Raw genomic sequence first — 24884 nt, 5'->3', positions numbered from 1 at the left:
GGTTAAATAAGTTATGCGTTTGTTGAGGCCCAGTGTTGGACTGGTGAAGCATAACCTAGCGAGGCCCGGCCCAACCTGCAATATAAGCCCACGCATTCACGTTTCACAAAAAAGCAGGCAATGACAGTAATTTGCCCGTCCCTGGCCACTCATTTCCACGTGGAAGATCTTTTTTAAAAACCAGCGCGCTTACAGGTTCATACAGCAAAACATACTGTCTCGCGAGACGCAATCGCCTCCAGCGCAACTGGTGCATTGATACTGGCTTTTCCCATCCCCAATGGGGAAAGAGTTTCTTCATTGCGTTCCTGCACTCAAGTATCAATACTCTGGTCAATTGGTGTTTTAATTCTATCCTGCCGATGCGCACGACTGGCTTTCTCCAAGGCAGTACAGGCCGGAATTCACGCTGTTTCAGCATACGTAAATAGTATCAAAAATCAGTTTACGAGTATTTTATGTACTCTTTTTTATAAGCATCAATGCAGCGTTGCCTGGATTGGTCAAGTGACTCACCTTTTTTTGCAAGCGGATAACCAATTGAACTTAAGAATTCATTGCAATCATTTATATCAAACAAAGACAGGTGATCCAAAGAATCTTCATATGTAAGTCGCCTGCCATTTTTACCATAGAACAAGCATGGATCCAAAACACGTCTGGCGTAGTAATAATTTGGATGACTCTCGCCTTCTAAAACAATATCTGGCTTTTTCTTTGTTTTAAATAAATAGGTGAGAAACATAGTAATACAAACTAACCATGGCCCAAACATCAAACACAGAAAAACACCCCTACCATCTTGAAAACTAGCACTGACCACATAAAATAAAAATGAAATAATCAATAACGAGAAAAAAGCTTTGCCACCTCTTCCCTCTACAATCATTAGAATGAACAAAACGAGTGAAGTAATTACAGGAAACAAGATCCACCACATCAACTCTGAAGAACTAACACTCATACCTGCGCCTCTATTTGATGCAACTATTTAAATTGGCTACAGCTACCTATACGTTTCGCCATCCCGGCACTGGGTCTCAACAAACGCATACCTAATTTAACCACCGAGTGTTGGGCTGATAAATCGTAGCCCAACCTACGCGCTGTTCCAGCATAGGCAAGCAGCATCAAAGCACAGAATCATGCCCACCCGCCCCAAACAACTGCTCCTTGACATGCGCTAACTGATCCCTGACCTGAGCGGCTTTCTCAAACTCCAGATTCTTCGCATGATCCAGCATAAGTTTTTCCAGGCGCTTGATTTCGCGGCTGATCTGTTTCTCGCTCATGACTTCATAACGCGCCTGCTCTTGCGCTACTGCCAATTCTTCCTTCGCTTCTTGCGGATTATAGACGCCGTCGATGATGTCCTTGATCTGCTTGCGTATGCCCACCGGCGTAATATTATTGGCCAGATTGAAGGCTAACTGTTTATTACGGCGGCGCTCGGTTTCACCCATGGCGCGGCGCATGGAGTCTGTCACTTTGTCAGCATACAAGATAGCTTTACCATGCAGGTTACGCGCAGCACGGCCTATAGTTTGAATAAGACTGCGTTCAGAACGCAGGAAACCTTCTTTATCTGCATCGAGGATAGCCACTAGTGACACTTCAGGTATATCCAGACCTTCGCGCAGCAAGTTGATACCGACCAGCACATCAAAGGTGCCGAGGCGCAGATCGCGGATAATTTCCACCCGCTCTACCGTGTCGATATCACTGTGCAGGTAGCGCACCTTGATGCCATTTTCATTGAGAAATTCAGTCAACTGTTCTGACATGCGCTTTGTCAGTGTCGTAACCAGTACGCGCTCGTGTTTTTTTACACGCTCGATAATCTGGTTCATCAAATCATCGACCTGCGTCAGCGCTGGGCGCACTTCGATTTCTGGATCGACCAGACCGGTAGGCCTGACCAGTTGCTCTACTGTCTGGTCAGAATGCTGGTCTTCATAATCACCTGGTGTGGCTGAGACAAATACCGTCTGGCGCAGCTTGCTTTCGAATTCTGCAAACTTCAGTGGACGATTATCCAGTGCTGATGGCAGGCGGAAGCCGTAATCCACCAGATTGGTTTTGCGCGCCCTGTCGCCGTTGTACATGCCATTCAACTGGCCTGTCAGCACATGTGATTCATCCAGGAACATCAGGGCATCTGGCGGCAGATAATCGACCAGAGTTGGTGGCGGCTCACCAGCCTGAGCACCACTCAGGTGACGCGAGTAATTTTCAATACCTTTAGTAAAGCCAATCTCGGCCATCATTTCCAGATCAAAGCGCGTGCGCTGTTCTATACGCTGCTCTTCGATGAGTTTGTTTTCACGGCGATAGAAATCGAGGCGCTCACGCAATTCTTCCTTAATGGTCTCGATGGCACGCAAGACTGTTTCGCGCGGTGTCACATAGTGAGAACTTGGATAGACAGTAAAGCGCGGTATCTTTTGCTTGATGCGCCCGGTCAGCGGATCAAACAATTGCAGGTTTTCGATTTCATCATCAAACATTTCAACACGTACAGCCATCTCGGCATGTTCTGCCGGGAAGATATCAATAGTGTCACCCCTCACACGGAAAGTACCGCGTCCAAAATCAACTTCATTGCGCTTGTACTGCATCTGTATCAGGCGGGCGATGACATCGCGCTGGCTGACCTTGTCCCTGGCACGCAGGGTCAGGATCATCTTATGGTATTCATTCGGGTTACCGATACCATAGATGGCAGAGACTGTTGCCACAATGATGACATCCCGTCTTTCCATCAGCGATTTGGTACAGGACAGACGCATCTGTTCTATATGTTCATTGATGGCAGAATCTTTCTCAATGAACAAGTCGCGCTGTGGCACATACGCTTCTGGTTGATAGTAATCGTAATAACTGACAAAATACTCTACCGCATTGCGTGGAAAGAATTCCCTGAACTCACTGTACAACTGTGCTGCCAGGGTTTTATTAGGTGCAAAAATGATAGCCGGCCGACCTGTCCTGGCGATCACGTTTGCCATCGTGTAAGTCTTACCCGACCCCGTCACTCCCAGCAGTGTCTGAAAAAACAAACCGTCACTGATACCCTCGACCAATTGTGCAATTGCCGCTGGCTGATCACCCGCTGGCTGGAACATTTGATACAACTGATAAGGTGAATCAGGGAAACTGATAAATTTTGATTCGTCCAGCTGTTCTGACAAAGCTGTTGAATTAACTGGTGCTACGGCCATGATGCGATTACCTTTGCTAAAATAGGTGGCTGTACTATGCAATCTGCCTCATTCCAACCATTACTGTCGGCAACGACAAATATTTCCATATTATCACGATGACTGCTTCCACATCTTCACCCCTGTTTTCCGCCATAGAAATGGCCCCCCGCGACCCTATCCTGGGTATCACTGAAGCCTTTAATGCTGACCAGAACCCTGCCAAGGTCAATCTGGGTGTCGGCGTTTATTATGATGACAATGGCAAGGTGCCATTGCTGGAATGCGTCAAAAAAGCTGAAGCTATTTTGATGGAAAAATTCGCTCCACGCACTTACCTGCCCATCGAAGGCCTGGCTGCCTATGATAAAGCGGTACAGGAGCTGGTGTTCGGTGCTGACAGCGATGTCGTCAAGGAAAAACGTGCAATTACTGCCCAGGCTATCGGCGGTACTGGCGCGCTGAAACTGGGTGCAGACTTTCTGCAACGCTTTACACCAAGTTCTGAAGTATGGATCAGCGACCCAAGCTGGGAAAACCACCGCGCCCTGTTTGAGTCTGCTGGTTTTAAAGTCAACTCTTATCCTTACTATGATGCGGCGACACGCGGCGTCAATTTTGCTGGCATGCTGGATGCATTGAAATCCATGCCTGAAGGCTCCATCGTATTGCTGCACGCTTGCTGCCATAATCCAACCGGTGCTGACCTGACTGATGATCAATGGACAGACGTCATTGCCGTTGTTACCCAGCGCAACCTCATCCCTTTCCTCGACATGGCTTACCAGGGTTTTGGTGATGGTATCGAGGCGGATGGCAAGGTAGTACGTCGCTTTGCCGAAGCTGGCGGCGCCCTGTTTGTTTCCAATTCTTTCTCCAAATCCTTCTCTTTGTATGGCGAACGTGTCGGTGCACTGAGCATTGCCGCTTCCAGTGCAGAAGAAGCAGCGCGCATCATGTCGCAACTGAAACGCGTGATCCGTACCAATTACTCCAATCCACCTACCCATGGCGGCCAGGTAGTAGCAACTGTGCTGGCAACACCAGAACTACGTCAATTATGGGAAGAGGAACTGGCAGGTATGCGCGTACGTATACGCGAAATGCGTAATGCCTTTGTTAGCAAGCTCAAGGAACAGGCTCCAGGCCATGATTTTGATTTTGTGGTCCAGCAGCGCGGCATGTTCTCGTATTCTGGCCTGACAAAAGAACAGGTTGGCAAATTACGTGAGAACAATTCCATCTATGCGGTTGATACGGGCCGGATCTGTGTCGCTGCCCTCAATAACAAGAATATTAACAACGTTATTGCGGCAATTACTGCGGTTTTGTAATTCGATTTGACTTGCGTATTGACAAACAGGGGTCGAGAGAATATAATTTTTGTCTCTGTTCCCTGATAGCTCAGTTGGTAGAGCGACGGACTGTTAATCCGCAGGTCCCTGGTTCGAGTCCAGGTCGGGGAGCCACAGAATTCGAAGTAAGTAGTGAACTTATCAAAAAATCACTGCGAACGAAGCAATAAGTATTAGTTTATAAAGTTTAACGAAGATCATCATATCTTCTATTCCCTGATAGCTCAGTTGGTAGAGCGACGGACTGTTAATCCGCAGGTCCCTGGTTCGAGTCCAGGTCGGGGAGCCAAGTTTATAAAGACAGAGTTACTTGCTCAAGCTTGTAACTCTTTTTTTTCCACCGGAACTGTCCGGTAAAGTATCAAAAGTAAAATCCTGACAGGGTTTTGCAGCAAGAGATTGAAGTGAGCAGTGAACTTGACCATAATCACTGCCGAAGAATAGTTTTACAAGTTTAATGAAGATCATCATATCTTCTATTCCCTGATAGCTCAGTTGGTAGAGCGACGGACTGTTAATCCGCAGGTCCCTGGTTCGAGTCCAGGTCGGGGAGCCAAATTTAGAAAAGAGTTACTTGCCAAGGCCAGTAACTCTTTTTTTTCCGCCCTGCCCTTATAAGGTATGACGGACACGTAGCACAGAGTTCAGAGTTTTAAAGGCCAGGCTTTTATGTACGCGGCGTAAATAGCAGCTCGCAACAACTCAAGAACTCAGATAAACAAATACCGGTTGACGTACTATCCCGGGCAAAGAAAATCGTACAAGTATTTCCCCCTTCCTTTCGCAGCAAACTCCCACGAAGTTTTGAAAAATTCTTATCGACGATTTTGATAATCGATTATCAAACGATTATCAAACGGCATTCAATCGACATCGCCAGGTTCTGGTGCTGCTTTTTTACCCGTCAGCATGGCCTTGACAAGGTTTTCGCGGTGTAGCCAGCCCGTATAGATGGCACCCAGCACATGCAGGGCAATCAGGCCGACCATGGTCCAGGCGATAGCGACATGTACGCGTACTGGCCATGCATAACCCCAGAGCAAGTCCGTACCCATGGCCCAGCCGGTCAAAACCAGCAAACCCACGCAGAATAAAAGTGCGAGCATCATCCAGCCCCCCAGGGGATTGTGGCCTATGTAACGCGGGGCCTTGGAATGAATGACCAGACGCAGATACTGCAGCGTTGCCGGAACCGGCTTAAGGAATTGGCTGAAACGTGCATAACGGTTGCCGATGCCGCCCCAGAACAGGCGTATGAGCACCAGCACGCCAGCACCGTAGCCCACGTATTCATGGACAGAATTGGTCATGGCGCTGGTGATCCATGCGGCGATGATGGCAATAAGCTGCGCCCAGTGTATCAGGCGCACAGGCAAGTCCCATACGGGCATATCCCGTACAGACGGATTATTCTTCAACGCGTTCAAATGTGACCGGATTGAAAAAGGCTTCTACACGCTTGCCTTTAGGGTCTTTGGCATACACTTCGTAGCAGCTGGTGGTTTTTTCCATGCGGCGGATTTGCCAACCTTCCTTGGTCAGCTTTGCTTCCAATTCTGTATGTGGACGCCATTTCTCTTTTGGCTCAGTGGTGCATTTGACGTCACCGTGCGCCCAGGCGCTGATGGAAGACATGGCAAATATTACAGGGACAATTGCAGCAAAAATAGCTTGTTTATTTAATCTCATGGATAACTCCTGACAGTGTAAAGTAAATTAAGTAATTGCCCAGCGGCGCAACAAGTTATGATAAACGCCCGTCAGCCTCAGTAGCGCAGAATTTTGCGCATCTACCAGGGGCGTCAATTTTTGTATGGACTGATCCAGATCGTACAGCATGCTGCGCTCGGCCTCATCACTGACCATGCTTTCTATCCAGAAAAAGGACGCCACTCTTGCGCCCTCAGTCACTGGCGTAACCCTGTGCAGACTGGAAGAAGGATAGAGCACCATGTCGCCAGCCTCAAGCTTGACGGTCTGCGCGCCAAAGTCGGTTTCAATTTCGAGCTCCCCTCCTTCATATTCATCAGGCTCGGCCAGGAACAGGGTTGCAGATATATCGCTGCGCAGGTTTTGGCGGGTGCCGGGCATCATCATGACGGCACTATCGACATGCAGTCCATAGCCACCACCATCCTGATAGCGATTGAATTTTGGTGGATAGATTTTTTGTGGCAAGGCGGCAGAAATAAACACGGGATGCTCGCCAAGTTTGCGCAGGATATGATTACCAAGCTGAATTGCCAGATCTGATTCATCATCTATCTGCAGATTGTTTTTGACCTGCAAGGCAAGCGTACCAGCGGTACGGGCACCGTTCTGCCAGTCAGCCTGATCCAGGTAGCTACGGAACTGTCGCACTTCATCCTTGCTCAATACCCCTTCAATCACATTCAGCATAAATCCATCCCGTCTTTCATCTATTCACTCGTTACGTTCGCTACATTCGTTACGCAGCAAAGTGGCCTTGTCTATATCAGCCAGAGTGGCGCATCCGGCCTGGGCCATGCATATCTCCATCTCTTCCCGCAACAGCTTGATCATGTGTGCCACACCCAGCGCACCGGCAACACTGAGTGCATACATTTGCAAGCGTCCAACCAATACCGCATTGGCACCCAAAGCCAGGGCCTTGAAGATATCGGCGCCTGAACGTATGCCACCATCCAGCAACAAGGGGAAATCTTCGCCGACAGCAGCGCGTATTGCAGGCAATACGACGAGACTGGCAGGCGCACCATCAAGACTGCGGCCACCATGATTGGAAACAACAACACCCGCCACACCTGCCGCCTTCAGGGCCAGTGCATCATCGGGATGCAAGATGCCCTTCACCCATACAGGCAAGGATGTTTGAGCCAACAACCATTCCATATCTGGCCAGCCTGGTGCAGCATGCATCGCCCCCTGGAAGATACGGCTGTCATCAGCGGCAAGTTGCACTGGCAAATCTGCATCTGTCGATTGCAGGTTAAGCGCAACGCAGTCGGCTGGCATGCGGAATCCTGCCGCCATGGCGCGTGCACTTGCCACCTGTATCGATGCGTCCAGCGTCACGACAATTGCGCTGTAGCCCGCCGCCTCTGCCCTTGCCAGCAAGTTGCGCGTTGCGTCGCGACTGGTTTGAAAATACAACTGAAACCATTTATGCGGGCCAGCAGCCTGCGCAACATCTTCCAGCAAGCTGGAGGACAAGGTGCTACATACCATGCAAGTGTCAGTCGCACTGGCAGCGCGGGCGGTGTCGATTTCACCAGCCGGATGTGCCAGCTTTTGAAAAGCAACGGGTGCCAGCAAAATGGGATGAAGGAAACTTTGATTACCGAGGCTAAGCCGCGTATGCCCGGCGGTGACATCGCGCAAAACGCGGGGATAGACTGACCATTGCGAAAAAGCTGCCAGGTTGGCAGCAACAGTCAGGTCGCGCCCGCTGCCACCTGCTACATAGGCGTAGCTGGGTGCGGCCATGCTACGCTGTGCTGCAAACTCATAGTCCTGGGCACAGCGTATGTCTGGCGGGATAACAAGATTAGCAGGAGTAGCAGGGTTTTTCATTACTTAAAATTATGAATAAAGAACCCGTATTCTAGCTGAATCGCAAGAACCCACTGCTGTAGATGACATGGGCCCTTGCTCTCCATCAAATGTTTACATTTCGTAGTTCAGAGTGAAGCGAACAGCGCGTGCGTCACCTTTGTACAGGAATGCGCCAGAACGATATACCGCTGTGTAGTAGTCTTTGTTAGTCGCATTCAGGACGTTGACACGAACGTCAAAACGGCGGGAGAAGCGATAAGCAGCGAACACGTCATACACGGTAAAGCCAGGTACTGGTTGTGAGCACAGGCCGGTTGTTGTATAGCCAGCTGCCGTATCTGGCTGACCACCGCAACGGTCACTCTCGTGACGGGCAACGCCGCCAAACGAGAATGCATTCGTCAACTGGTACTTGGCTTGTGCCGAGAAAGTCTTCTTGGCAAAGTTACTCAAAGGATTGCCGATATTGGCTACTGTGGTCGATGCCAGCACTTTGGAGTCCATGAATGCCGCACCAAACTGTACAGACAAATCTTCAGTCAGGTTGCCACTCAGGCCAAATTCCACACCCTGTACACGGTTTTTACCTGTATTGAAGGTACCGACTGTATCGTAGTTGGCACCTTCCATCACGTCTTTTTTCGTAGTTTGGAACAAGGCTGCTGTTGCCAGCAATTTGTCATCCATCAAGTTCCATTTCAGGCCCAGTTCGTAGTTGACTGAGGTTTCTGGCTTGGCACCGGCGATCTGGTTTTGGTACAGCACTGCGCCGCCGTAACCACTGCTGGTACCGGCATCAGCTTCACCGCCATTGATGTCTTGTGCGCTGGCGACAGAACCATAAGCGATCAGTTTAGGTGTGATCTTGTAGCTCAGGCCAAAATGACCGTTCAGCAAAGTGTCTTTGTAGCCATAGTCACCAGTGATCACGCCAGTGGTGTTGTTACGACGTGTCAGGCTCAGGTCAAACGAGTCTGCACGTACACCGCCGAATGCAGTGAATTTATCAGTCAGATCAACTGTATCCATCAAAGTCAGGGCCAGCGCCTTGATGTGCCAATCCTGGTTCCAGCTCAGTCGGGTAGAATTGCGGCCGGCCAGGTTGCTCAGGTTGGCAACAGGTGTGCCGTTGCTGTCAGTGAAGCAGAAGCCATTATTCGCGCCTATGCCTGTTGTGGTTTTGCAGTTGAACGCACCTGTGTTGGTGATGCCATAAGTACCGGACACGACTTTGTGGTCAGCATATTCAGCACCGAAGATGAATTCATGCTTCATGCCGCCGATTTGCTTGTCCCAGCGCAGGTTGGTCTGGTGAGCAAAGTAATCGATATCTTGCCAGCCAGTGTGGCCGCCATCAAGAACGCCCGTTGTGTATGCCACACCTGTCGTGCCGTTGTAACGGGTTGCAGAAGATGCACCTGTCGTGACATAGCCGTTACTGGATTTGCCATAACGTGTCAGGCTGGTGATTTTCATGTCTGGAGCAATGGTCCAGTTAACGCGTGCTGTGACAGTATCGACATCAGATTTCAGGAAGTCATTCGTCTGGCCATAAACCGGAACATTGGTCGCAGGGAAGCGGCTTGGTACGGTACCAACCAGGTAGTAACCCAGATCTGGTGATGTGTCTTTGGTGCGCAGGCCATAGTAGTCCAGTGTCACAGACAGGTCTTTGCTGACTTCATACAAGCCAGACAATGCAATACCTTTGCGTGAACGGTTGGCTGGTGAACGATTAGGTACATCTTCATCGCCATACAACAAGTTGGTGCGCAATGCGAAATGTTCGCCAAAACCTTTGTTGATGTCAGCAGAAATACGTTTTTGTGAATCGCTGCCTATGCCTATGGAAACACGTTCAAAGTCATGGTCCAGTGTTGCTTGTTTGGTGATCGCATTGATCGCACCGCCAGCAGTACCACGGCCAGCAAAACTGGAATTTGGACCTTTGGAAATTTCCAGCTGTTCAACAGCGAAACTTTCGCGAGTGGACATGCCTGGGTCACGCAAGCCATCGACGAACACGTCGCTGCGCGCTTCCTGGCCGCGGATGATGTAACGGTCACCAAAGGCATTACCGTTTTCACCAGTACCCAGTGTGATACCAGGCTGTGCACCGAGCACTTGTTTCAAGTCTGTCAGGCCAGAATCATCCAGCGCAGCGCGGGTCAGCACAGAAATTGTCTGTGGTGTTTCTGCCAGCGGACGTGTGTGACGGGAATCAGCAGAAGTCCTGGCTTTGTATGGGGAACCAACTTCTGCATTTGGATTGGACTCTACGCGCTTACCCAGGATTTCTACTTCTGGCAATTTTTCTTTTTGTGTCTTGGCAGCAGGTGGCGTTGTGTCTTGTGCCATCGCAACCATCGGCATCAGCATCGCGCTGGAAATACCCAAGGCCAAAGTAGTTTTTTTCATGGACCCAAATACCTGATCATCTGTGTCACGTAGGCTTTTTGATTTCTGCGCTTGCGAGTGTTTCATGTAAGTCCCTGATTTTTTAAGGAAATTATTGGAAAGATTTGTTTACTGCGGGTATATTAAAAATTAATACGAATGATACAACTATTGACAATGAGAATCAATATCATTTACATTTGCAATTGTTAAATACCTTTTCCTGACCACCCATGACCAGATCAATTCACATGGTTTATCAATAAAAAAGCCCCGCACTGAGGTTGCGGGGCTTTTTTCCTGACTCGTTTTATCTGATTGTTTCCGATGAAACGGCCTCAAACTACAAGTTCAACTTGCTTCTGTTGCAATGGTAGCAGCGGACTTGCCAGATAATTTGTGCCTGATTTTTCCCAGTAAATGCTCAAAGTCATCAATGTAGGTGAACACTGCGGGTACCACCAACAGACTCAACAGAGTTGAGGTAATTAAACCACCGATTACCGCAATCGCCATCGGCGAACGGAAGCTGGGGTCAGCCCCCCAACCCAGGGCCAGCGGCATCATGCCTGCACCCATGGCAATGGTAGTCATGATGATGGGGCGACTGCGCTTGTGGCAGGCATCGACCAAGGCATCAAAACGGCTCATGCCTGCATCCCTTGCCAGAACCGCATAATCGACCAGCAGAATGGAGTTCTTGGTCACGATACCCATGAGCATGATCAGACCTATCATTGATGGCATGGACAAGGCACGACCAGTCACCAGCAATGCCACGAAAGCACCACCTATACTCAAAGGCAAGGCAGCCAGGATGGTCACCGGTTGCAGGAAGTCTTTAAACAACAGAACCAGCACACCATAGATACACAGCACACCAATCAACATGGCAATGCCGAAGCTGGCAAACAGGGCCTGCATCTCCTGCGCATCGCCAAGCTCAGCAATACTGACTGACGGTGGCAGGTTTTTCATGCTGGGCAAAGCGCGTGCCTCTTCATTGACCTCACCCAACTGACGGCTGCCAAGTTCCACATCCAGCGTCACATTACGTTTGCGGTTCAAACGGTCTATCTGCGCAGGGCCAGATTCCATGGTGACAGTAGCAACGCTACCCAGCATGACTGGACCATTTTTACCAGGTACGGTCAGACGCTCTATCTCGGCCAGGTTTGCCCTGAAGCTGTCTGGCAACTTGACGCGGATAGGCACCTGGCGCTGGGACAGATTCAGCTTTGGCAGAGCCTGATCATAGTCACCTGCTGTCGCCACACGCACAGTTTCACCTATGGCAGATGCAGTCACACCGAGGTCAGCAGCTCTCGCTGAATCGGGACGCACGATAATTTCAGGGCGCACCAGTGAAGCGCTGGAACTGACATTACCCACACCTTTGAGTGTACGCAACTCCCTCTCCACTTTTTGTGCAGCTTCAAGCAAGGCCAGCGGGTCTTCACTTTGCAAGACCAGCTGCATTTTAACGCCGCTATCCGGTGGGCCAACGGTAAACCTGGCGCCAGAAATATCTGCTATCTCGGTACGGATTTTGGCGTCAATATCGGCAATCGAATCTTTGCGTTTATTTCTGTGCACTGCGGTCACGGTCAAGACTGCGCGCCGGGCTTCTGCTGCCGCTCCCGGAGCAAAAGCATCGCCGCTGGAACCACCACCGACAGAACTGAAGACATTGATAATCTCTTTGTTCTTCATGATGGCGATCCGGGCTTGCTCAGCGACTGCGCGGGTTTCCGCCAGAGTACTGCCTGGTGGCAGCTCGATATTGACCTGTGTTTGTGCGCGGTCGGCAGAGGGAACGAAACCGGTTGGTAGCAAACCTACCAAGGCAATCGAGCAGACAAAAAATACCGTAGCAGCCGCCATAGTGATGAAGCGGTTACGCAGGCACCATTGCATGGTTTTCATGTAGCGCGTCATCAGCCAGCCGTCAGCCTGGCCGTGTTCACCAGACTTGCCAGGCTTGGGTGACTTCATGATGTAAGCTGCCATCATCGGCGTCAGCAAACGCGCCACTACCAGCGAAGCCAGAATCGCGATCACCGCCGTCCAGCCAAACTGCTTGAAGAACAGACCCGGCACACCACCCATGAAAGCAGTTGGCAAGAACACGGCAACCAGGGCAAAGGTGGTCGCGATAACGGCCATACCAATTTCATCTGCCGCTTCCATGGCAGCCTGCATAGGAGTTTTACCCATGTGCAAATGGCGGGCGATATTCTCAATTTCCACAATCGCGTCATCGACCAACACCCCCACCACGAGGGCGAGGGACAACAAGGTCACGGTGTTGAGGGTATAACCAAAATACTTGAGACCGAGGAAGGTGGGTATCACTGACAAAGGCAAAGCCGCCGCTGCCACCAGTGTTGCACGCCAGTCACGCAAGAACCAGAAAACTACCAGGATGGCCAGGAAAGCGCCTTCGTACAGCAAGTCCATCGAGCCATCAAAGTTTTCTTCTACAGGCTGTGCATTGTCTATGGCCTGATGAAACTTCATGTTCGGATGCTCAGCCTGCAATTCATCGACCGCAGCATGTGAGCCCCTGGCGACATCAACTTCACTGGCACCCTTGGTACGGAACACTTCAAAGCCGACCACGGGCTTGCCATCAAGTGTTGCCACTGAACGTGGCTCGCTGACAGTATCAAGCACACGAGCCACCTGATCAAGGCGTATATGTCTGCCATCTGCCAAGGGAATATCCAGTACAGCCAGCTCAGCCGCCGTCTTGACAGTGGCAATGGTACGCACAGATTGCTCGGCGCCACTGACGTCACCACGTCCACCCGGCGCTTCTTGTTGCACCAGCTTCAAACGACGGGATACATCAACAGCAGCGACATTCAATGCAGACATTTTGTCAGTATCAAGTTCAACCCGTACTTCACGGCTGACACCACCCATGCGCCTGACTGCACCAACACCAGGTACGGCACGCAAGCGTTTCGCCACGGTGTTATCGACAAACCAGCTTAGCTCTTGTGCATCTGGCTTGCTGCTTTCGCCAGCGACGACTTTGCTGTCTTTGCCATCTTCTGCGGCTTCTACAGTGTACGTCATGATGACACGGCCAGCAGTCGATGCCTTGGTCACAGTAGGATCACGCATTTCGCTGGGCAAATCAGCACGTACTGTTGCCACTGCATCGCGCACTTCATTGACTGCATCCGAGATTACTTTTTCCAACACGAACTCGACCGTGACTTCAACATCACCATCCAGCACTTTGGTGTAAACGTTTTTTACACCTTGCAGTGAAGCGACTGCATCTTCTATCTTGCGGGCGACTTCGGTTTCCAGCTGTGCCGGGGCGGCACCAGACAAAGGAGCACTGACGGTGACGATGGGTAATTCAATATCTGGAAAATCCTGGACTATGGTAGAGCGAAACGACAATATCCCCGCCAGCGTCAGCAAGATAAACAGCATGATCGCCGGTATGGGATTTTTAATGGAAAGGGAAGAGAAATTCACATGAACTCCTTAATTTTTTGCAGCAGCTACTGTGGCTGCGCTGGCTGCAGCAGCATTGGCTGGCTTGGTTGCGGCCACAACTTTTACCGTATCGCCATCATTGAGGAAGCCTGCGCCGCTGGAAACGATAGTGCTGTCTGCATTCAACCCAGAAACCACTTCCACCAGATCGCCTTGTGCATTGGATACCCTACGCCCGGTCTGCAATTTGATTTGCGTCACGCGACCATCAGCATTAAGGCGGAAGGCATAGCTGAAGCCATCCCTCACCACCACTGCCTGTTGCGGTATGGTCAAGGCTTGTGAGCTACCCATCACAAATTCACCCTTGGCATACATGCCAGGCTTGAATGCCAGAGAGGCCGTGGCTGCCTGTGGTTTGGCTGTACTGTTTGCGTCTGGCACCAGATCAACATACACCAGCCCCATTCTGGTTTGCGCATCTACCGTAGGTGACACCACTCTGACCTTGCCCTTCCATTGTGTGCCACCTGGTGCGGTAACAATGGCTTCCGTACCCGGCACTATTTTTGCCATTTCGCTGGCCGTTACCTCAGCGCGCCATTCCAGGCGACCCTGACGTATCATGCGGAACAATTCTGCCCCATTACCAACGACCGAACCTAAAGTGGCTGCACGTGCCGTGATGATGCCACTGTCCGGTGCAAGCACGCGGGTATGGCGCATGCGCAATTGCTGTGCTTCTACGCTGGCCTTGGCAGATTCCACCCTGGCTTTGGCGGTTTGTTCTGCCGTCAGATATTGGCCTACTTGTTGGGCACTGAGTGCGCCGCTGGTTTGCAAGGCGCGGGTACGCTCTGCATTGGCTGCGGCATCAGCAAGATTGGCCTGCGCTTCTGCCAGGCTGGCTTGTGCCAGTGCCAGATCAGCTTTGACGGTTTCGCTGGCAAAGCTGACCAGTAACTGGCCGCGCTGCACCACATCACCTATATTGGCATGCAACTCCTGTATGCGCAGGCCTGTTGCTTCTGAACCGATCAAGGCTTCCTGCCAGGCAGCGACACTGCCATTGGCGGCGAGTTTAATGACGAGATTGCCGCTGCTGGCCTTAGTCGTCGTCACTGTCAACGCCGGCTTGACCTTGGCGGCAGGTGCAGAGGCACTGGCTGCCTTGGCCGGTTCATCAGCAGCATTGGATGCAGTTGACAGCCAGACGCCTCCTGCGCCAACAGCAATCATGCCAGCCAAGCTCAGGGATAATGGTTTGCGTGATATGAGTTTCATCATGTCTGTTACGCTTTCTGTTTAATTTTTAAATTCAGGAATTTGTCTGTGGCTGGGTAGCTGCTTGCGCATTCAAGTCCCAGCCGCCGCCCAGTGCACGGTATAGCGCGATCCAGGCACGATTTCTTTCCAGTTGCAGGGCGATCAGGGCAGACTGTGAAGCGAAGGCGCTACGCCTTGTATCTTCGAGCTCCAGCAGGCTGGCCATACCCTTGTTGTAACGCTGCGCTGTTGCCTGTAAAGCCTGGTCATATCCCTTGGCTGAAATTTCAGAATCAAGGCGACGGGCATCTGTGCTGTTAAGGTTAACCAGCGCTTCTTCGACTTCGCGCACCGCCTGCCTCACCTTGCCGTGATAATTGCTGGTGGCATTCAGGTAGCGTGCCTTGGCAGCTTCAATATTGGCCGTGGTCTGGCCGCCATTGAATATGGGCAGAGTTAAAGCCAGTGGACCGACAGACCAGGTATCCATCCTCGTCGTACTGCCAGCAACGTCATAGCGCATGGTGCCGATAGACCCGCTCAGGGTAAGACGCGGATAACGCCGCGCTTCTGCAGCGCCGACCTGGGCACTGGCGGTTGCCACTTCTTTCTCGGCCGCATACACGTCTGGCCTTTGCGCCAGCAATTGTGCAGGCAAGGTGGTCACAGCCAAAGGCAGCAGGTTTTTGAAACTGGCCTGGGCAATTGTCAGTAATTGCCTGAGGTCTGGTTCTGGCTTGGCAGTCAGCGCGACCAGGGCTTTGATATCCAGATCACATAATGCAGCCTGTTGTATGGCACGGCTATTACCTTCAGCAGCGCTGGCGCGTGCCAGTGCGGATGTCGCACTGGATGACATGCCTGCCTGGGCACTGAGTTCAGTCAGCCTGGCAGTTTCTGCGCGTGACTTGGCGTCTTGCCAGGACAGGTCTGCCGTTTGCTGGCAACTGATGACAGAGAAATACAGTTGCGCTACTTCAGCCGCTACCGATATCCGCGCATCATGCCAAAGCGCCTGCGTACCTTCCAGTTCTGCCTGGGCAGCCTGATTGGTGGCGCGGTTGGCGCCAAACACATCGATTTCCCAAGCTGTCTGCAAGCCAGCTTGCGACGTGGTGGCAACTGGCATACCTGGCTGGTTTTTTGCCCGAGTTGCATTGGCAACTGCGTCAAGCGAAGGTAACAGTGTAGCGCCACTGGCAACTCTTGCTGCCCTGGCTGTTTCTATGCGTGACCAGGCCTGTGCAATGGTCGGGCTTACCTTCTGTGCCGACTCGATCAGCTCCAGCAAACTGGCATCACCACTGGCTTGCCACCAGTTGCGCAAATCAGTATTTTTTTCGGTAGCTGGCAATACCGCTTGCCATTGTGCAGGCACGCTGCCATTACTGGATGTAACCGGACTGGTGGTCGAACATGCTGTCAGCGCTACGGCAATGGCAGGTATTAAAATGGAACGTCGTATAGTCATATCGCTGTCGGAGAAGTTAATTTATCAGTGTCAGTTTTTGCTATCAAGCGGCGCCGCTTTTCATCTTCACACATGGCGATAGCGTAATCGACCAAGCGCGAAGCATAAGCATCAATTGCCTTGGGTTTGGCGATCAACGCTGGTCTGGTCGCCTGTATCACGTCACCGCTGATCAGCAGTGAAATCGCCAGGCCGGTAATTGAAATCGCCAGCCTGTGTACATCATCATCTGCCTTGGTGATGCCAAGATAGCGGCACAAAAGCCTGACAAAACCCTGGTGCGAAGGCTTGATGACGGTGTCAACTTCTTCCACCCACAGGCCTGTGGGTTCCAGCATTTCGCGGAAATGCAGCTTCATGCAGGTTTCCATGATTTCGCCCTGCTTTAGCGAATCGGTAAAAGTGCAGATCAGTTTCAGCAAAACAGCACGCATGTCTGCAACGTCCGCTTCAAATATCGCAGGATCGACATTTGGATTGGTACGCGGGTCATTGAACACTGCATGGTACAAACCGGCTTTATCAGAAAAATAATAACTGATGGCAGAAATATTGACGTCGGCCGCCTTGGCAATTTCACGTATCGAGGTTTTGGCATAGCCTTTTTCGGCAAACAAGATCAGGGCTGCATCCAGCAGACGTGTACGCGCCTCCATGCCATCGACACGCAAAATCTTTCCATCAGGAGTAGAAACCTGGCTATTTGGCTGGGCCCGCTGAGCTTGTTGCGCTGCGGTTTTTTTCTGACTGGGTATTTTCATGCGAAGCATACTAACATATAAATCAAACGTTTGATTTAACTATTCCATTCAAGAGTACTAGACCTTTATAAATTGCAATTCAAAAACTCTACATATGACGAACAGACAAATCCTTGTTTTTCATAAGGATGTTGCCTGCTGTCACTGCATAGTCACATTGCCCGTTTAGGCTTCGCCCTAATGCCTTCACAAACTCATTTGGTACCTCAAAATGACCCTGCTTACCTCCCCTGCCATCCGGCTATTACGCAATTTTAAAATTGCCCACAAACTCAGTTTTGTCGCCCTTGCCTTTGCCATTCCCCTGCTTGTGGTACTGGCGTTGCTGTTTCAAAACTTGCGCGAAGATGTATTACAAACACGGGCAAAGCAAATTGCCATTAAAAGCATCGCGGCAAAAAATGATCTGCGCCTGCTGATACAAAAGCAGCGCGCCCTGCAACACATGCGACTGCTGGGTAACAAACAACTCACAGCCAGCATCACTGAAAACCAGGGCAAGATAAACGCCCTGCTAAAACAAACTGATCAAGCCAGCCCGACCAAAAATCTGTGGGCTACGCTACTGGCAAAAGAGCCACAACTCAAGTCAGCAGAAAGTTTTATTGAATATACCAAGCTGTTAAATTCACTGGAACTTGAGATGGCAGAAATTGCCAATAGTTCAAAGCTGGCACTGGACAGTGATTTAACAACCCATCAACTGGTCAGCATCTATAACAATACCCTGCCGCAGATAGAAGAGAAGTTGTCCGTCATTGCCGGTCGTGGTGCGGCCTACATAGATACGGGCTTGTTTGAGGCTGGTGAAGATGTGATGCTCAATTCTCTGCACATGCTGATAAAGCTGAATTTATCCGAGCTTGCGCTGAGCATGCAAAACCTGGGCGCGCATGGGAAAGAATATGCATCGACAAACGCCACCATGCAGGCCAGCATTGCTGACGCAAAAAAATTCCTGGAGCGTTCACAGGATGAAGTACTGGCATCCGTCAATCAAAGCAGCGGTGATGCATTCCTCCAGGCAGGTACAGATAATCTGAACAAACTGGCCGCGACCAAAACAGCGATAGCTGGCCTTATCGCAAGCAATCTGGCGCAAAAAATTGAAAAGGCTAATCAATATGCCTGGCAAATGTCCGCAGGCATTATCTTGCTCTTGCTGATCGCCAGTTATCTTCTGATGGCGATCTATCAGGCCTTAACAATAGACGTCAACACCTTGACAAAAGCAATCGCAGAAACTGCCGCCGGTAATTTACAAAATCACGTCAGCAGCCACGGCAAAGATGAACTGGCGCAGTTAATCAATTCTGTAGGCAGGATGAATGTGGAGTTGAGTAACCTGGTCGCCAATATCCGCCACAGCGCACAAACGGTGGATATCATTGCGAGGGAAATTCACGATGAAAACACCGACCTGGCCAGCCGCACAGAAAGCCAGGCAACATCCCTGCAACAGACCGCCACGGCGATTGATGAGCTGACCGCCACCATTACCGAAAACGCTGGCAACCTGGCACAGGCGAACAGTCTCATGCATAGCTCCGCAGAGCGCGTGCAACAAGGAATGGAAGTCATGGAGAGCAGCATACTCTCCATGCAAACAGTCAGCGCAAGCTCCAAAAAAATTACTGAAATCATCGGCGTCATGGACGGCATCGCTTTCCAGACCAATATACTGGCGCTGAATGCTGCGGTAGAAGCAGCCAGGGCCGGGCAGGAAGGCCGCGGCTTTGCCGTAGTGGCTGCAGAAGTACGCAACCTGGCACAACGCAGCGCGAATGCAGCAAAAGAGATTAAAGGCCTGATCGCTTCTTCAGGCCAGGCAGTGGAAGCTGGCAGTAAAATGATTAACACTGCAGGCCAAACCATGCGCAATATTGCCAACAATGTGGAGGTGGTGACCGAGCTCATCAAGCAGATCGCTAAGGCCAGCCAGGAACAAAGTACAGGAATTTCTGACGTGAACCAGGCGATAGGCGATATTGATCAAATCACGCAAGATAATACCCGTCTGGTTGAAATGGCGAGTCAATCTACTGCAAAGCTGGAAGAACAGGCAGCCTCGCTGGGCGCTGCCGTCAGCGTATTTAAAACCCAGGAACTGCTTGCCACAGAAGTACAGCGCCTGCATCTGGCCAGCAACTCTGAGGATCGCCTGGCGCCGACTGTACAAGGCACGAAAGTGCCTGAGAAGAAAAAACTGGCAGCATAAGACTATGCCACTTTCTGTGTGGCATTTGCTGCATATGAAAAAAGCCACCGGGCAAATGCACAGGTGGCTTTTTTTGGAATGACGGTTTGTTTTACAGGTCTATTTTGCTGCCGACCTTCTCACACCTTCAGCAAAACCAGGATGGATTGCAATTCATCCCTGATCTGATGCAGATTCACCGGTTCTTCAACAGGCTCATTGGATGCCGACTCAGCATGACCACCATTGACGTTGAGTTTGTTTCTCGCGCCATTGATGGTAAAGCCCTGTTCATATAATAATTCGCGGATACGGCGTATCAGCAACACTTCATGATGCTGATAATAACGACGGTTGCCGCGACGCTTGACTGGCTTCAGTTGCGTAAATTCCTGCTCCCAATAGCGCAGGACATGCGGTTTGACGCCACACAATTCACCAACTTCGCCTATCGTAAAATACCGCTTGGCCGGGATAGGCGGCAGTACAAAAGACTCAATCTTGATTTCAGTCATGGAAAATATCAGGCAGCATGGGCAAGAGGTTGATTACCGACATCATCGACCATGCCTTTGAGTTTCTGGCTGGCATGGAAAGTGACGACACGACGTGCAGTAATAGGGATTTCTTCACCGGTTTTAGGGTTGCGACCAGGACGTTGAGGCTTGTCACGCAACTGGAAATTGCCAAAGCCAGACAACTTGACGGCTTCGCCTCTTTCCAGTGCATCACGGATTTCATCAAAAAAAGTTTCGACCATATCCTTGGCTTCGCGCTTGTTCAAACCTACATGTTCAAACAGGAGTTCTGCCAATTCTGCCTTGGTCAAGGTAGGCAATTCCTTTTCCGCCTGTGACCGCGCCCTGGCTTCCTGCATTGCGCGATTCAAATCAGCATCCAGCACCGATTGGAACTCGGCGGAAATTACATCATTCATTTCGAAACTCTTCTCAATTAATACTAACAATTACAGACAAGATCAACGCAGTTTGGCAGCAAATTGCTGACTCGCAGCTTGCACCAGGGCTTGCATTGCAGCCTCCACTTTATCGTCCTGCAGCGTACTTTGAGTATCTTGCAAGCTAAAGCGGAAAGCAAGACTTTTCTCATCTGCTTCCAGACCTTTTCCACGATATTCATCAAACAAAACAAAGCCTTGCACGATTTTACATGCTTCGTTCTGCTGCGCTTCCTGCCTGAAAACATCCAGCAGATCTTGCACTACAACTGTCTGTTTGACAACTAGCGCCAGATCGCGGGTGACTGCCTGAAACTTCGATATTTCCTGATATGAGGGCACTTGCACTTGTTGCAAGGCTGTCACGTCAACTTCAAATACCACTGGTGCCAAAGGCAGGTCATATTTTTGCTGGAGGCGTGGGTGCAACTCACCGATAAAGCCAATGACTTTGCCATCAAATTCTATGCTTGCACTGCGGCCTGGATGCAGGGCGACATGCTCATTCTTGACGAAGCGCAAAGCGCCAGGTGCAAACAAGGCCTCCAGATCAGCCTTGATATCAAAGAAATCGACATTGCGGGTATCCTGTCCCCACTGCTCTTCTGCTACCGGGCCATAGGCCAATGCAGCCAGGCGTTTAGGCTGGTGATAGCCAGCCACTTCCAGCGGACCATCCTGCACGCCAGCATCTTGCAAATACACTGCGCCGATTTCAAAAATACGGACGCGATTCAGTTTACGGTTCAGGTTATAACGGGTATTCGCTACCAGGCTGCCTATCATGCTGGTACGCATGACACTCATCTGGCTGGCGATAGGATTGAGTAATTTAACTGGCGCATCATTGCCAGCAAAATCTTTTTCCCATGCTTCTTCAACGAAGCTGTAATTCACCACTTCCTGATAATCCTGGTCAGCCACGAGGCGACGCACGGCAAACAGCGAACGCTGGTTTTCTGGTGCGATCAGCATGGCATTGGCAGCTACTGGCGGCAAGGCAGGAATATTTTCAAAGCCATATACACGCGCCACTTCTTCGATCAGGTCTTCTTCGATTTCTATATCGAAGCGATAAGATGGCGGCGTCACCAGGAACTCACCTGGCTGCTGGGTGAATTGCAAACCAAGGCGAGTGAAAATATCAGCAATCCTGGCATCATCCAACGCCACACCAATGACTTTCACAGCGCGTGCAGTACGCAGCTTGACTGGCAAACGTTGTGGCAGATTGACGATCTGGTCATCCACCGGGCCCAGCTTGACTTGTTCACTACCACCACAAATCTCAACGATCAGGGCGCTGATGCGCTCTATGTGTTCAACGATAGAGGCAAAATCGACGCCGCGCTCAAAGCGGTGCGCTGCATCAGTGGAGAAATTAAAACGACGGGCACGACCCTGTATCGCCTGCGGCCACCAGAAAGCGGCTTCCAGATAAATGTTTTGCGTGTCCAATGTCACGGATGTCGAGTCACCACCCATGATACCGGCCAGAGATTCAATCTCTTTATCATCAGAAATAACACCAACCCAGTCATCCACCTCAACCGTATTGCCATTCAAGAGCTTCAGCGATTCACCAGCTTTACCCCAGCGCACTTCCAGGCCACCGTGGATCTTGTCCAGATCGAACACGTGGGAAGGACGCCCCAGTTCCAGCATCACGTAGTTGGAAATATCCACCAGTGCAGAGATAGGACGCTGACCACTGCGTTCCAGTCGTTGCTTCATCCATTCTGGTGTCGCGGCACGGGCATTGACGCCACGGATAACACGACCGGCAAAACGGCCGCATAGATCAGGTGCGCTGACTTTAACAGGCAAAACTTCTTGCAAAGTCACTGGCAGCACTACGGCGTCCGGTAATTGCATAGCCGTGCCAGTCAGAGCAGATACTTCACGCGCCACGCCGAGCAGCGACAGGCAATCTGCCTTGTTCGGTGTCAGCTTGATGGTGAATTTCAGGTCATTGAGTTGATAGTAATCGCGGAAGTTCTGACCGACTGGCGCATCGGATGGCAAGTCCATCAAGCCACCGTGGTCTTCCGACAATTTCAATTCACGGGCAGAGCACAGCATGCCGTAAGACTCTACGCCGCGCAGTTTGCCTATCTTGATTTCAAATGGTTTGCCATCTGCGCCAGGTGGCAGGATGGCGCCCACCATGGCGCAAGGCACTTTCATGCCTACGCGTACATTCGGTGCGCCGCAGACGATGTTCAAGAGACTGCCAGTACCTACATCGACCTGGCAGACATTGAGTTTGTCAGCATCAGGATGCTTGGCAATTTCGCGGATTTCCGCGACGACGACATTATTAAATGGAGGAGCAACCGGCTCCACCTCTTCGACTTCCAATCCCGACATGGTGAGCAGATGGGACAACTCATCCGAAGTCATCTTCGGATCGACCATGGTACGTAGCCAGTTTTCAGAAAATTGCATAATTCAGCCGTCTAATGTTGGATGCAGGGCGCGATGCGCCACTCAAAAATTCAGGGATGCGCTGTGTAATTCTTTTAGTTGAATTGCTTCAGGAAGCGCAAATCGCCTTCGTAGAACAGGCGCAGATCATTGACGCCATAGCGCAGCATGGTCAGGCGCTCAAGACCGGAACCAAAGGCAAAGCCTATGTATTTTTCCGGGTCCAGACCCATGTTACGTACCACGCTAGGATGTACCTGACCAGAGCCAGACACTTCCAGCCAGCGGCCTTTCAAAGGGCCACTGCCAAAGGCGATATCGATCTCGGCAGATGGTTCAGTGAACGGGAAATACGATGGGCGGAAGCGCACTTGCAAATCGTCAGTCTCAAAGAAGGCTTTGACGAAATTCAGGTACACGCCTTTGAGGTCAGCAAAGCTGATGTCTTCAGCAATCCACAAGCCCTCAACCTGATGGAACATCGGGGAGTGCGTGGCATCGCTATCGACGCGATAAGTACGACCAGGTGCAATAACCTTGATCGGCGGTTTGTTCATACGCGCATAACGCACCTGCATGGGGCTGGTATGGGTACGCAGCAATAATTGTTTGCCCTGGCTATCTTTGCCATCGACATAAAAGGTGTCCTGCATGGAACGCGCAGGATGGTTTTCAGGACTATTGAGCGCGGTAAAATTGGTCCAGTCCGTTTCGATTTCGGGGCCATCTGCAACGTCAAAACCGATGGAACGGAAGATTTCTTCAACGCGCTGCCAGGTACGCATGACAGGGTGGATACCACCAACGCCACGGCCACGGCCCGGCAAGCTGACATCGATCGCTTCTGCATTCAGGCGTGCCTGCATTTGCGCATTCGCCAGGGCATCGCGTCTTTCAGTCAGGGCTTCTTCTATCTGTACTTTGGCGGCATTGATCACTGCGCCCTGTACTTTTTTTTCCTCTGGTGGCAATTTACCCAGACTTTTCATCTGTTCTGTAATCTGACCACTCTTACCAAGGTAAAGCGCTTTCGCGTTCTCTAATGCTGCAGCATCATTTGCTGCCAGAAAATCAGCACGTGCCTGGCTGACGATTTGATCTAAAGGGTTCATGCCTTGTTCCCGCTTACTGTGAAGCTGAAATAATGATCTGAAAACAAAACGGGGCATAGGATTCAACCTCTGCCCCGCTTGATATTTGCAACTGGCTTGTGCCAGTCACTACGACTCACTGATTGCGATCACTAATGTGATTAGGCAGCCAGGTTAGCTTTGACTTGATTAACAATCGCAGCGAATGCTGGTTTGTCAGTCACAGCCATATCAGCCAGTACTTTACGGTCGAGTTCAATTGCGGCTTTTTTCAGGCCGTTCATAAACACGCTGTAAGTCAGGCCATGCTGGCGAGCCGCTGCATTGATACGTGTGATCCACAAAGCGCGGAATACACGTTTCTTGTTGCGGCGATCACGGTATGCATATTGACCAGCGCGCATAACTGCTTGCTTGGCAATACGGAATACCTTACTACGACGACCACGGTAACCTTTAGCAAGGTTGAGAACTTTCTTATGACGGGCACGAGCTGTAACCCCACGTTTTACTCTAGGCATAATAACTCCTTAAATAATGAGTATGAGGTTAAGCTGTTGGCATCATGCGCATGACGGATACCATGTTGGTGTCATGAACACCGACGGAACCGCGCAATTGACGTTTGTTCTTGGTAGTTTTCTTGGTCAGAATGTGACGTTTGAAAGCTTGACCGCGTTTAACGGTACCACCTGGACGGACGCGGAAGCGCTTCTTGGCGCTGCTTTTCGTCTTCATTTTTGGCATAGTACTATCTGTCTTTTA

General features: G+C 50.7%; 20 protein-coding genes and 3 tRNA genes. 5 read left to right on the top strand and 18 right to left on the bottom strand.

Annotated features, from left to right (window positions below):
* Positions 1-445 precede the first annotated feature (445 nt).
* Both ACO0LN_RS00610 and uvrB read right to left on the bottom strand, forming a co-directional pair.
* Positions 446-964, bottom strand: a complete 519-nt coding sequence (locus ACO0LN_RS00610) for a hypothetical protein (RefSeq protein WP_422970474.1) — start codon at positions 962-964, stop codon at positions 446-448.
* A 166-nt stretch (positions 965-1130) separates the two neighbouring features.
* Positions 1131-3221, bottom strand: a complete 2091-nt coding sequence (uvrB, locus tag ACO0LN_RS00605; protein ID WP_422970473.1) for an excinuclease ABC subunit UvrB — start codon at positions 3219-3221, stop codon at positions 1131-1133.
* Between the two features lie 98 nt (positions 3222-3319).
* Here uvrB and ACO0LN_RS00600 point away from each other — a divergent pair, with 98 nt between their 5' ends.
* The 3 genes from ACO0LN_RS00600 (at position 3320) to ACO0LN_RS00590 (ending at position 4844) form a co-directional block, all read left to right on the top strand.
* On the top strand, positions 3320-4534 hold the full coding sequence (locus tag ACO0LN_RS00600; RefSeq protein ID WP_422970472.1) for an aromatic amino acid transaminase: 1215 nt from the start codon (positions 3320-3322) through the stop codon (positions 4532-4534).
* Positions 4535-4593: 59 nt separating this feature from the next.
* Positions 4594-4669: transfer RNA gene (locus ACO0LN_RS00595), tRNA-Asn, on the top strand.
* Between the two features lie 99 nt (positions 4670-4768).
* A tRNA-Asn gene (locus ACO0LN_RS00590) sits at positions 4769-4844 on the top strand.
* A gap of 17 nt (positions 4845-4861) precedes the next feature.
* On the opposite strand, the gene ACO0LN_RS00585 is transcribed toward ACO0LN_RS00590, so the two are convergent.
* Positions 4862-5026 carry a hypothetical protein gene (locus ACO0LN_RS00585; protein ID WP_422970471.1) on the bottom strand — a complete coding sequence of 55 codons (165 nt, stop codon included), beginning with the start codon at positions 5024-5026 and terminating at the stop codon, positions 4862-4864.
* Positions 5027-5035: 9 nt separating this feature from the next.
* Between ACO0LN_RS00585 and ACO0LN_RS00580 the strand changes: the two genes are divergently transcribed.
* Positions 5036-5111: transfer RNA gene (locus ACO0LN_RS00580), tRNA-Asn, on the top strand.
* A 307-nt stretch (positions 5112-5418) separates the two neighbouring features.
* Here ACO0LN_RS00580 and ACO0LN_RS00575 read toward each other — a convergent pair.
* The 9 genes from ACO0LN_RS00575 to ACO0LN_RS00535 all read right to left on the bottom strand — a co-directional run bounded on the left by ACO0LN_RS00575 (position 5419) and on the right by ACO0LN_RS00535 (position 17446).
* Complete coding sequence (locus ACO0LN_RS00575; RefSeq protein WP_422970470.1) at positions 5419-5946, bottom strand: cytochrome b/b6 domain-containing protein; 528 nt, start codon at positions 5944-5946, stop codon at positions 5419-5421.
* Between the two features lie 16 nt (positions 5947-5962).
* On the bottom strand, positions 5963-6244 hold the full coding sequence (locus tag ACO0LN_RS00570; protein WP_422970469.1) for a PepSY domain-containing protein: 282 nt from the start codon (positions 6242-6244) through the stop codon (positions 5963-5965).
* 27 nt (positions 6245-6271) lie between these two features.
* Positions 6272-6955, bottom strand: coding sequence for a Fe2+-dependent dioxygenase (locus tag ACO0LN_RS00565; protein ID WP_422970468.1), 684 nt, complete (start codon positions 6953-6955; stop codon positions 6272-6274).
* Between the two features lie 24 nt (positions 6956-6979).
* A complete protein-coding gene (locus ACO0LN_RS00560) occupies positions 6980-8110 on the bottom strand; it encodes an alpha-hydroxy acid oxidase (RefSeq protein ID WP_422970467.1) in 1131 nt (376 codons plus the stop codon).
* A 93-nt stretch (positions 8111-8203) separates the two neighbouring features.
* Entirely contained in the window at positions 8204-10510 is a 2307-nt protein-coding gene (locus ACO0LN_RS00555; protein ID WP_422970466.1) for a TonB-dependent receptor, read from the bottom strand.
* A gap of 330 nt (positions 10511-10840) precedes the next feature.
* Entirely contained in the window at positions 10841-13987 is a 3147-nt protein-coding gene (locus ACO0LN_RS00550) for an efflux RND transporter permease subunit (protein ID WP_422970465.1), read from the bottom strand.
* Positions 13988-13996: 9 nt separating this feature from the next.
* Positions 13997-15235, bottom strand: a complete 1239-nt coding sequence (locus ACO0LN_RS00545) for an efflux RND transporter periplasmic adaptor subunit (protein WP_422970464.1) — start codon at positions 15233-15235, stop codon at positions 13997-13999.
* A 31-nt stretch (positions 15236-15266) separates the two neighbouring features.
* A complete protein-coding gene (locus ACO0LN_RS00540) occupies positions 15267-16685 on the bottom strand; it encodes an efflux transporter outer membrane subunit (RefSeq protein ID WP_422970463.1) in 1419 nt (472 codons plus the stop codon).
* The gene (locus ACO0LN_RS00535) at positions 16682-17446 is read right to left on the bottom strand and encodes a CerR family C-terminal domain-containing protein (protein ID WP_422970462.1); all 765 of its coding nucleotides are present in this window, start codon (positions 17444-17446) and stop codon (positions 16682-16684) included. The genes ACO0LN_RS00540 and ACO0LN_RS00535 overlap by 4 nt, the downstream gene beginning before the upstream one ends.
* Before the next feature lie 211 nt (positions 17447-17657).
* Here ACO0LN_RS00535 and ACO0LN_RS00530 point away from each other — a divergent pair, with 211 nt between their 5' ends.
* Positions 17658-19664 carry a methyl-accepting chemotaxis protein gene (locus tag ACO0LN_RS00530; RefSeq protein ID WP_422970461.1) on the top strand — a complete coding sequence of 669 codons (2007 nt, stop codon included), beginning with the start codon at positions 17658-17660 and terminating at the stop codon, positions 19662-19664.
* A gap of 119 nt (positions 19665-19783) precedes the next feature.
* Here ACO0LN_RS00530 and ACO0LN_RS00525 read toward each other — a convergent pair whose 3' ends face one another.
* The 6 genes from ACO0LN_RS00525 to rpmI all read right to left on the bottom strand — a co-directional run bounded on the left by ACO0LN_RS00525 (position 19784) and on the right by rpmI (position 24866).
* Positions 19784-20158 carry a MerR family transcriptional regulator gene (locus tag ACO0LN_RS00525; RefSeq protein WP_422970460.1) on the bottom strand — a complete coding sequence of 125 codons (375 nt, stop codon included), beginning with the start codon at positions 20156-20158 and terminating at the stop codon, positions 19784-19786.
* A gap of 8 nt (positions 20159-20166) precedes the next feature.
* Complete coding sequence (locus ACO0LN_RS00520) at positions 20167-20580, bottom strand: integration host factor subunit alpha (protein ID WP_110253938.1); 414 nt, start codon at positions 20578-20580, stop codon at positions 20167-20169.
* Between the two features lie 42 nt (positions 20581-20622).
* On the bottom strand, positions 20623-23049 hold the full coding sequence (pheT, locus tag ACO0LN_RS00515; protein WP_422970459.1) for a phenylalanine--tRNA ligase subunit beta: 2427 nt from the start codon (positions 23047-23049) through the stop codon (positions 20623-20625).
* 74 nt (positions 23050-23123) lie between these two features.
* Entirely contained in the window at positions 23124-24140 is a 1017-nt protein-coding gene (gene pheS, locus ACO0LN_RS00510) for a phenylalanine--tRNA ligase subunit alpha (RefSeq protein ID WP_110253940.1), read from the bottom strand.
* 140 nt (positions 24141-24280) lie between these two features.
* The gene (rplT, locus tag ACO0LN_RS00505) at positions 24281-24640 is read right to left on the bottom strand and encodes a 50S ribosomal protein L20 (RefSeq protein ID WP_110253941.1); all 360 of its coding nucleotides are present in this window, start codon (positions 24638-24640) and stop codon (positions 24281-24283) included.
* Between the two features lie 28 nt (positions 24641-24668).
* On the bottom strand, positions 24669-24866 hold the full coding sequence (gene rpmI / locus ACO0LN_RS00500; RefSeq protein WP_110253942.1) for a 50S ribosomal protein L35: 198 nt from the start codon (positions 24864-24866) through the stop codon (positions 24669-24671).
* Between the last annotated feature and the right edge of the window lie 18 nt (positions 24867-24884).

It is taken from the genome of Undibacterium sp. TC9W, assembly GCF_049339865.1.
GTDB lineage: Bacteria > Pseudomonadota > Gammaproteobacteria > Burkholderiales > Burkholderiaceae_D > Undibacterium.
Note: the sequence above shows the minus strand (reverse complement) of the source record. Positions and strands in the feature narration are given on the sequence as shown.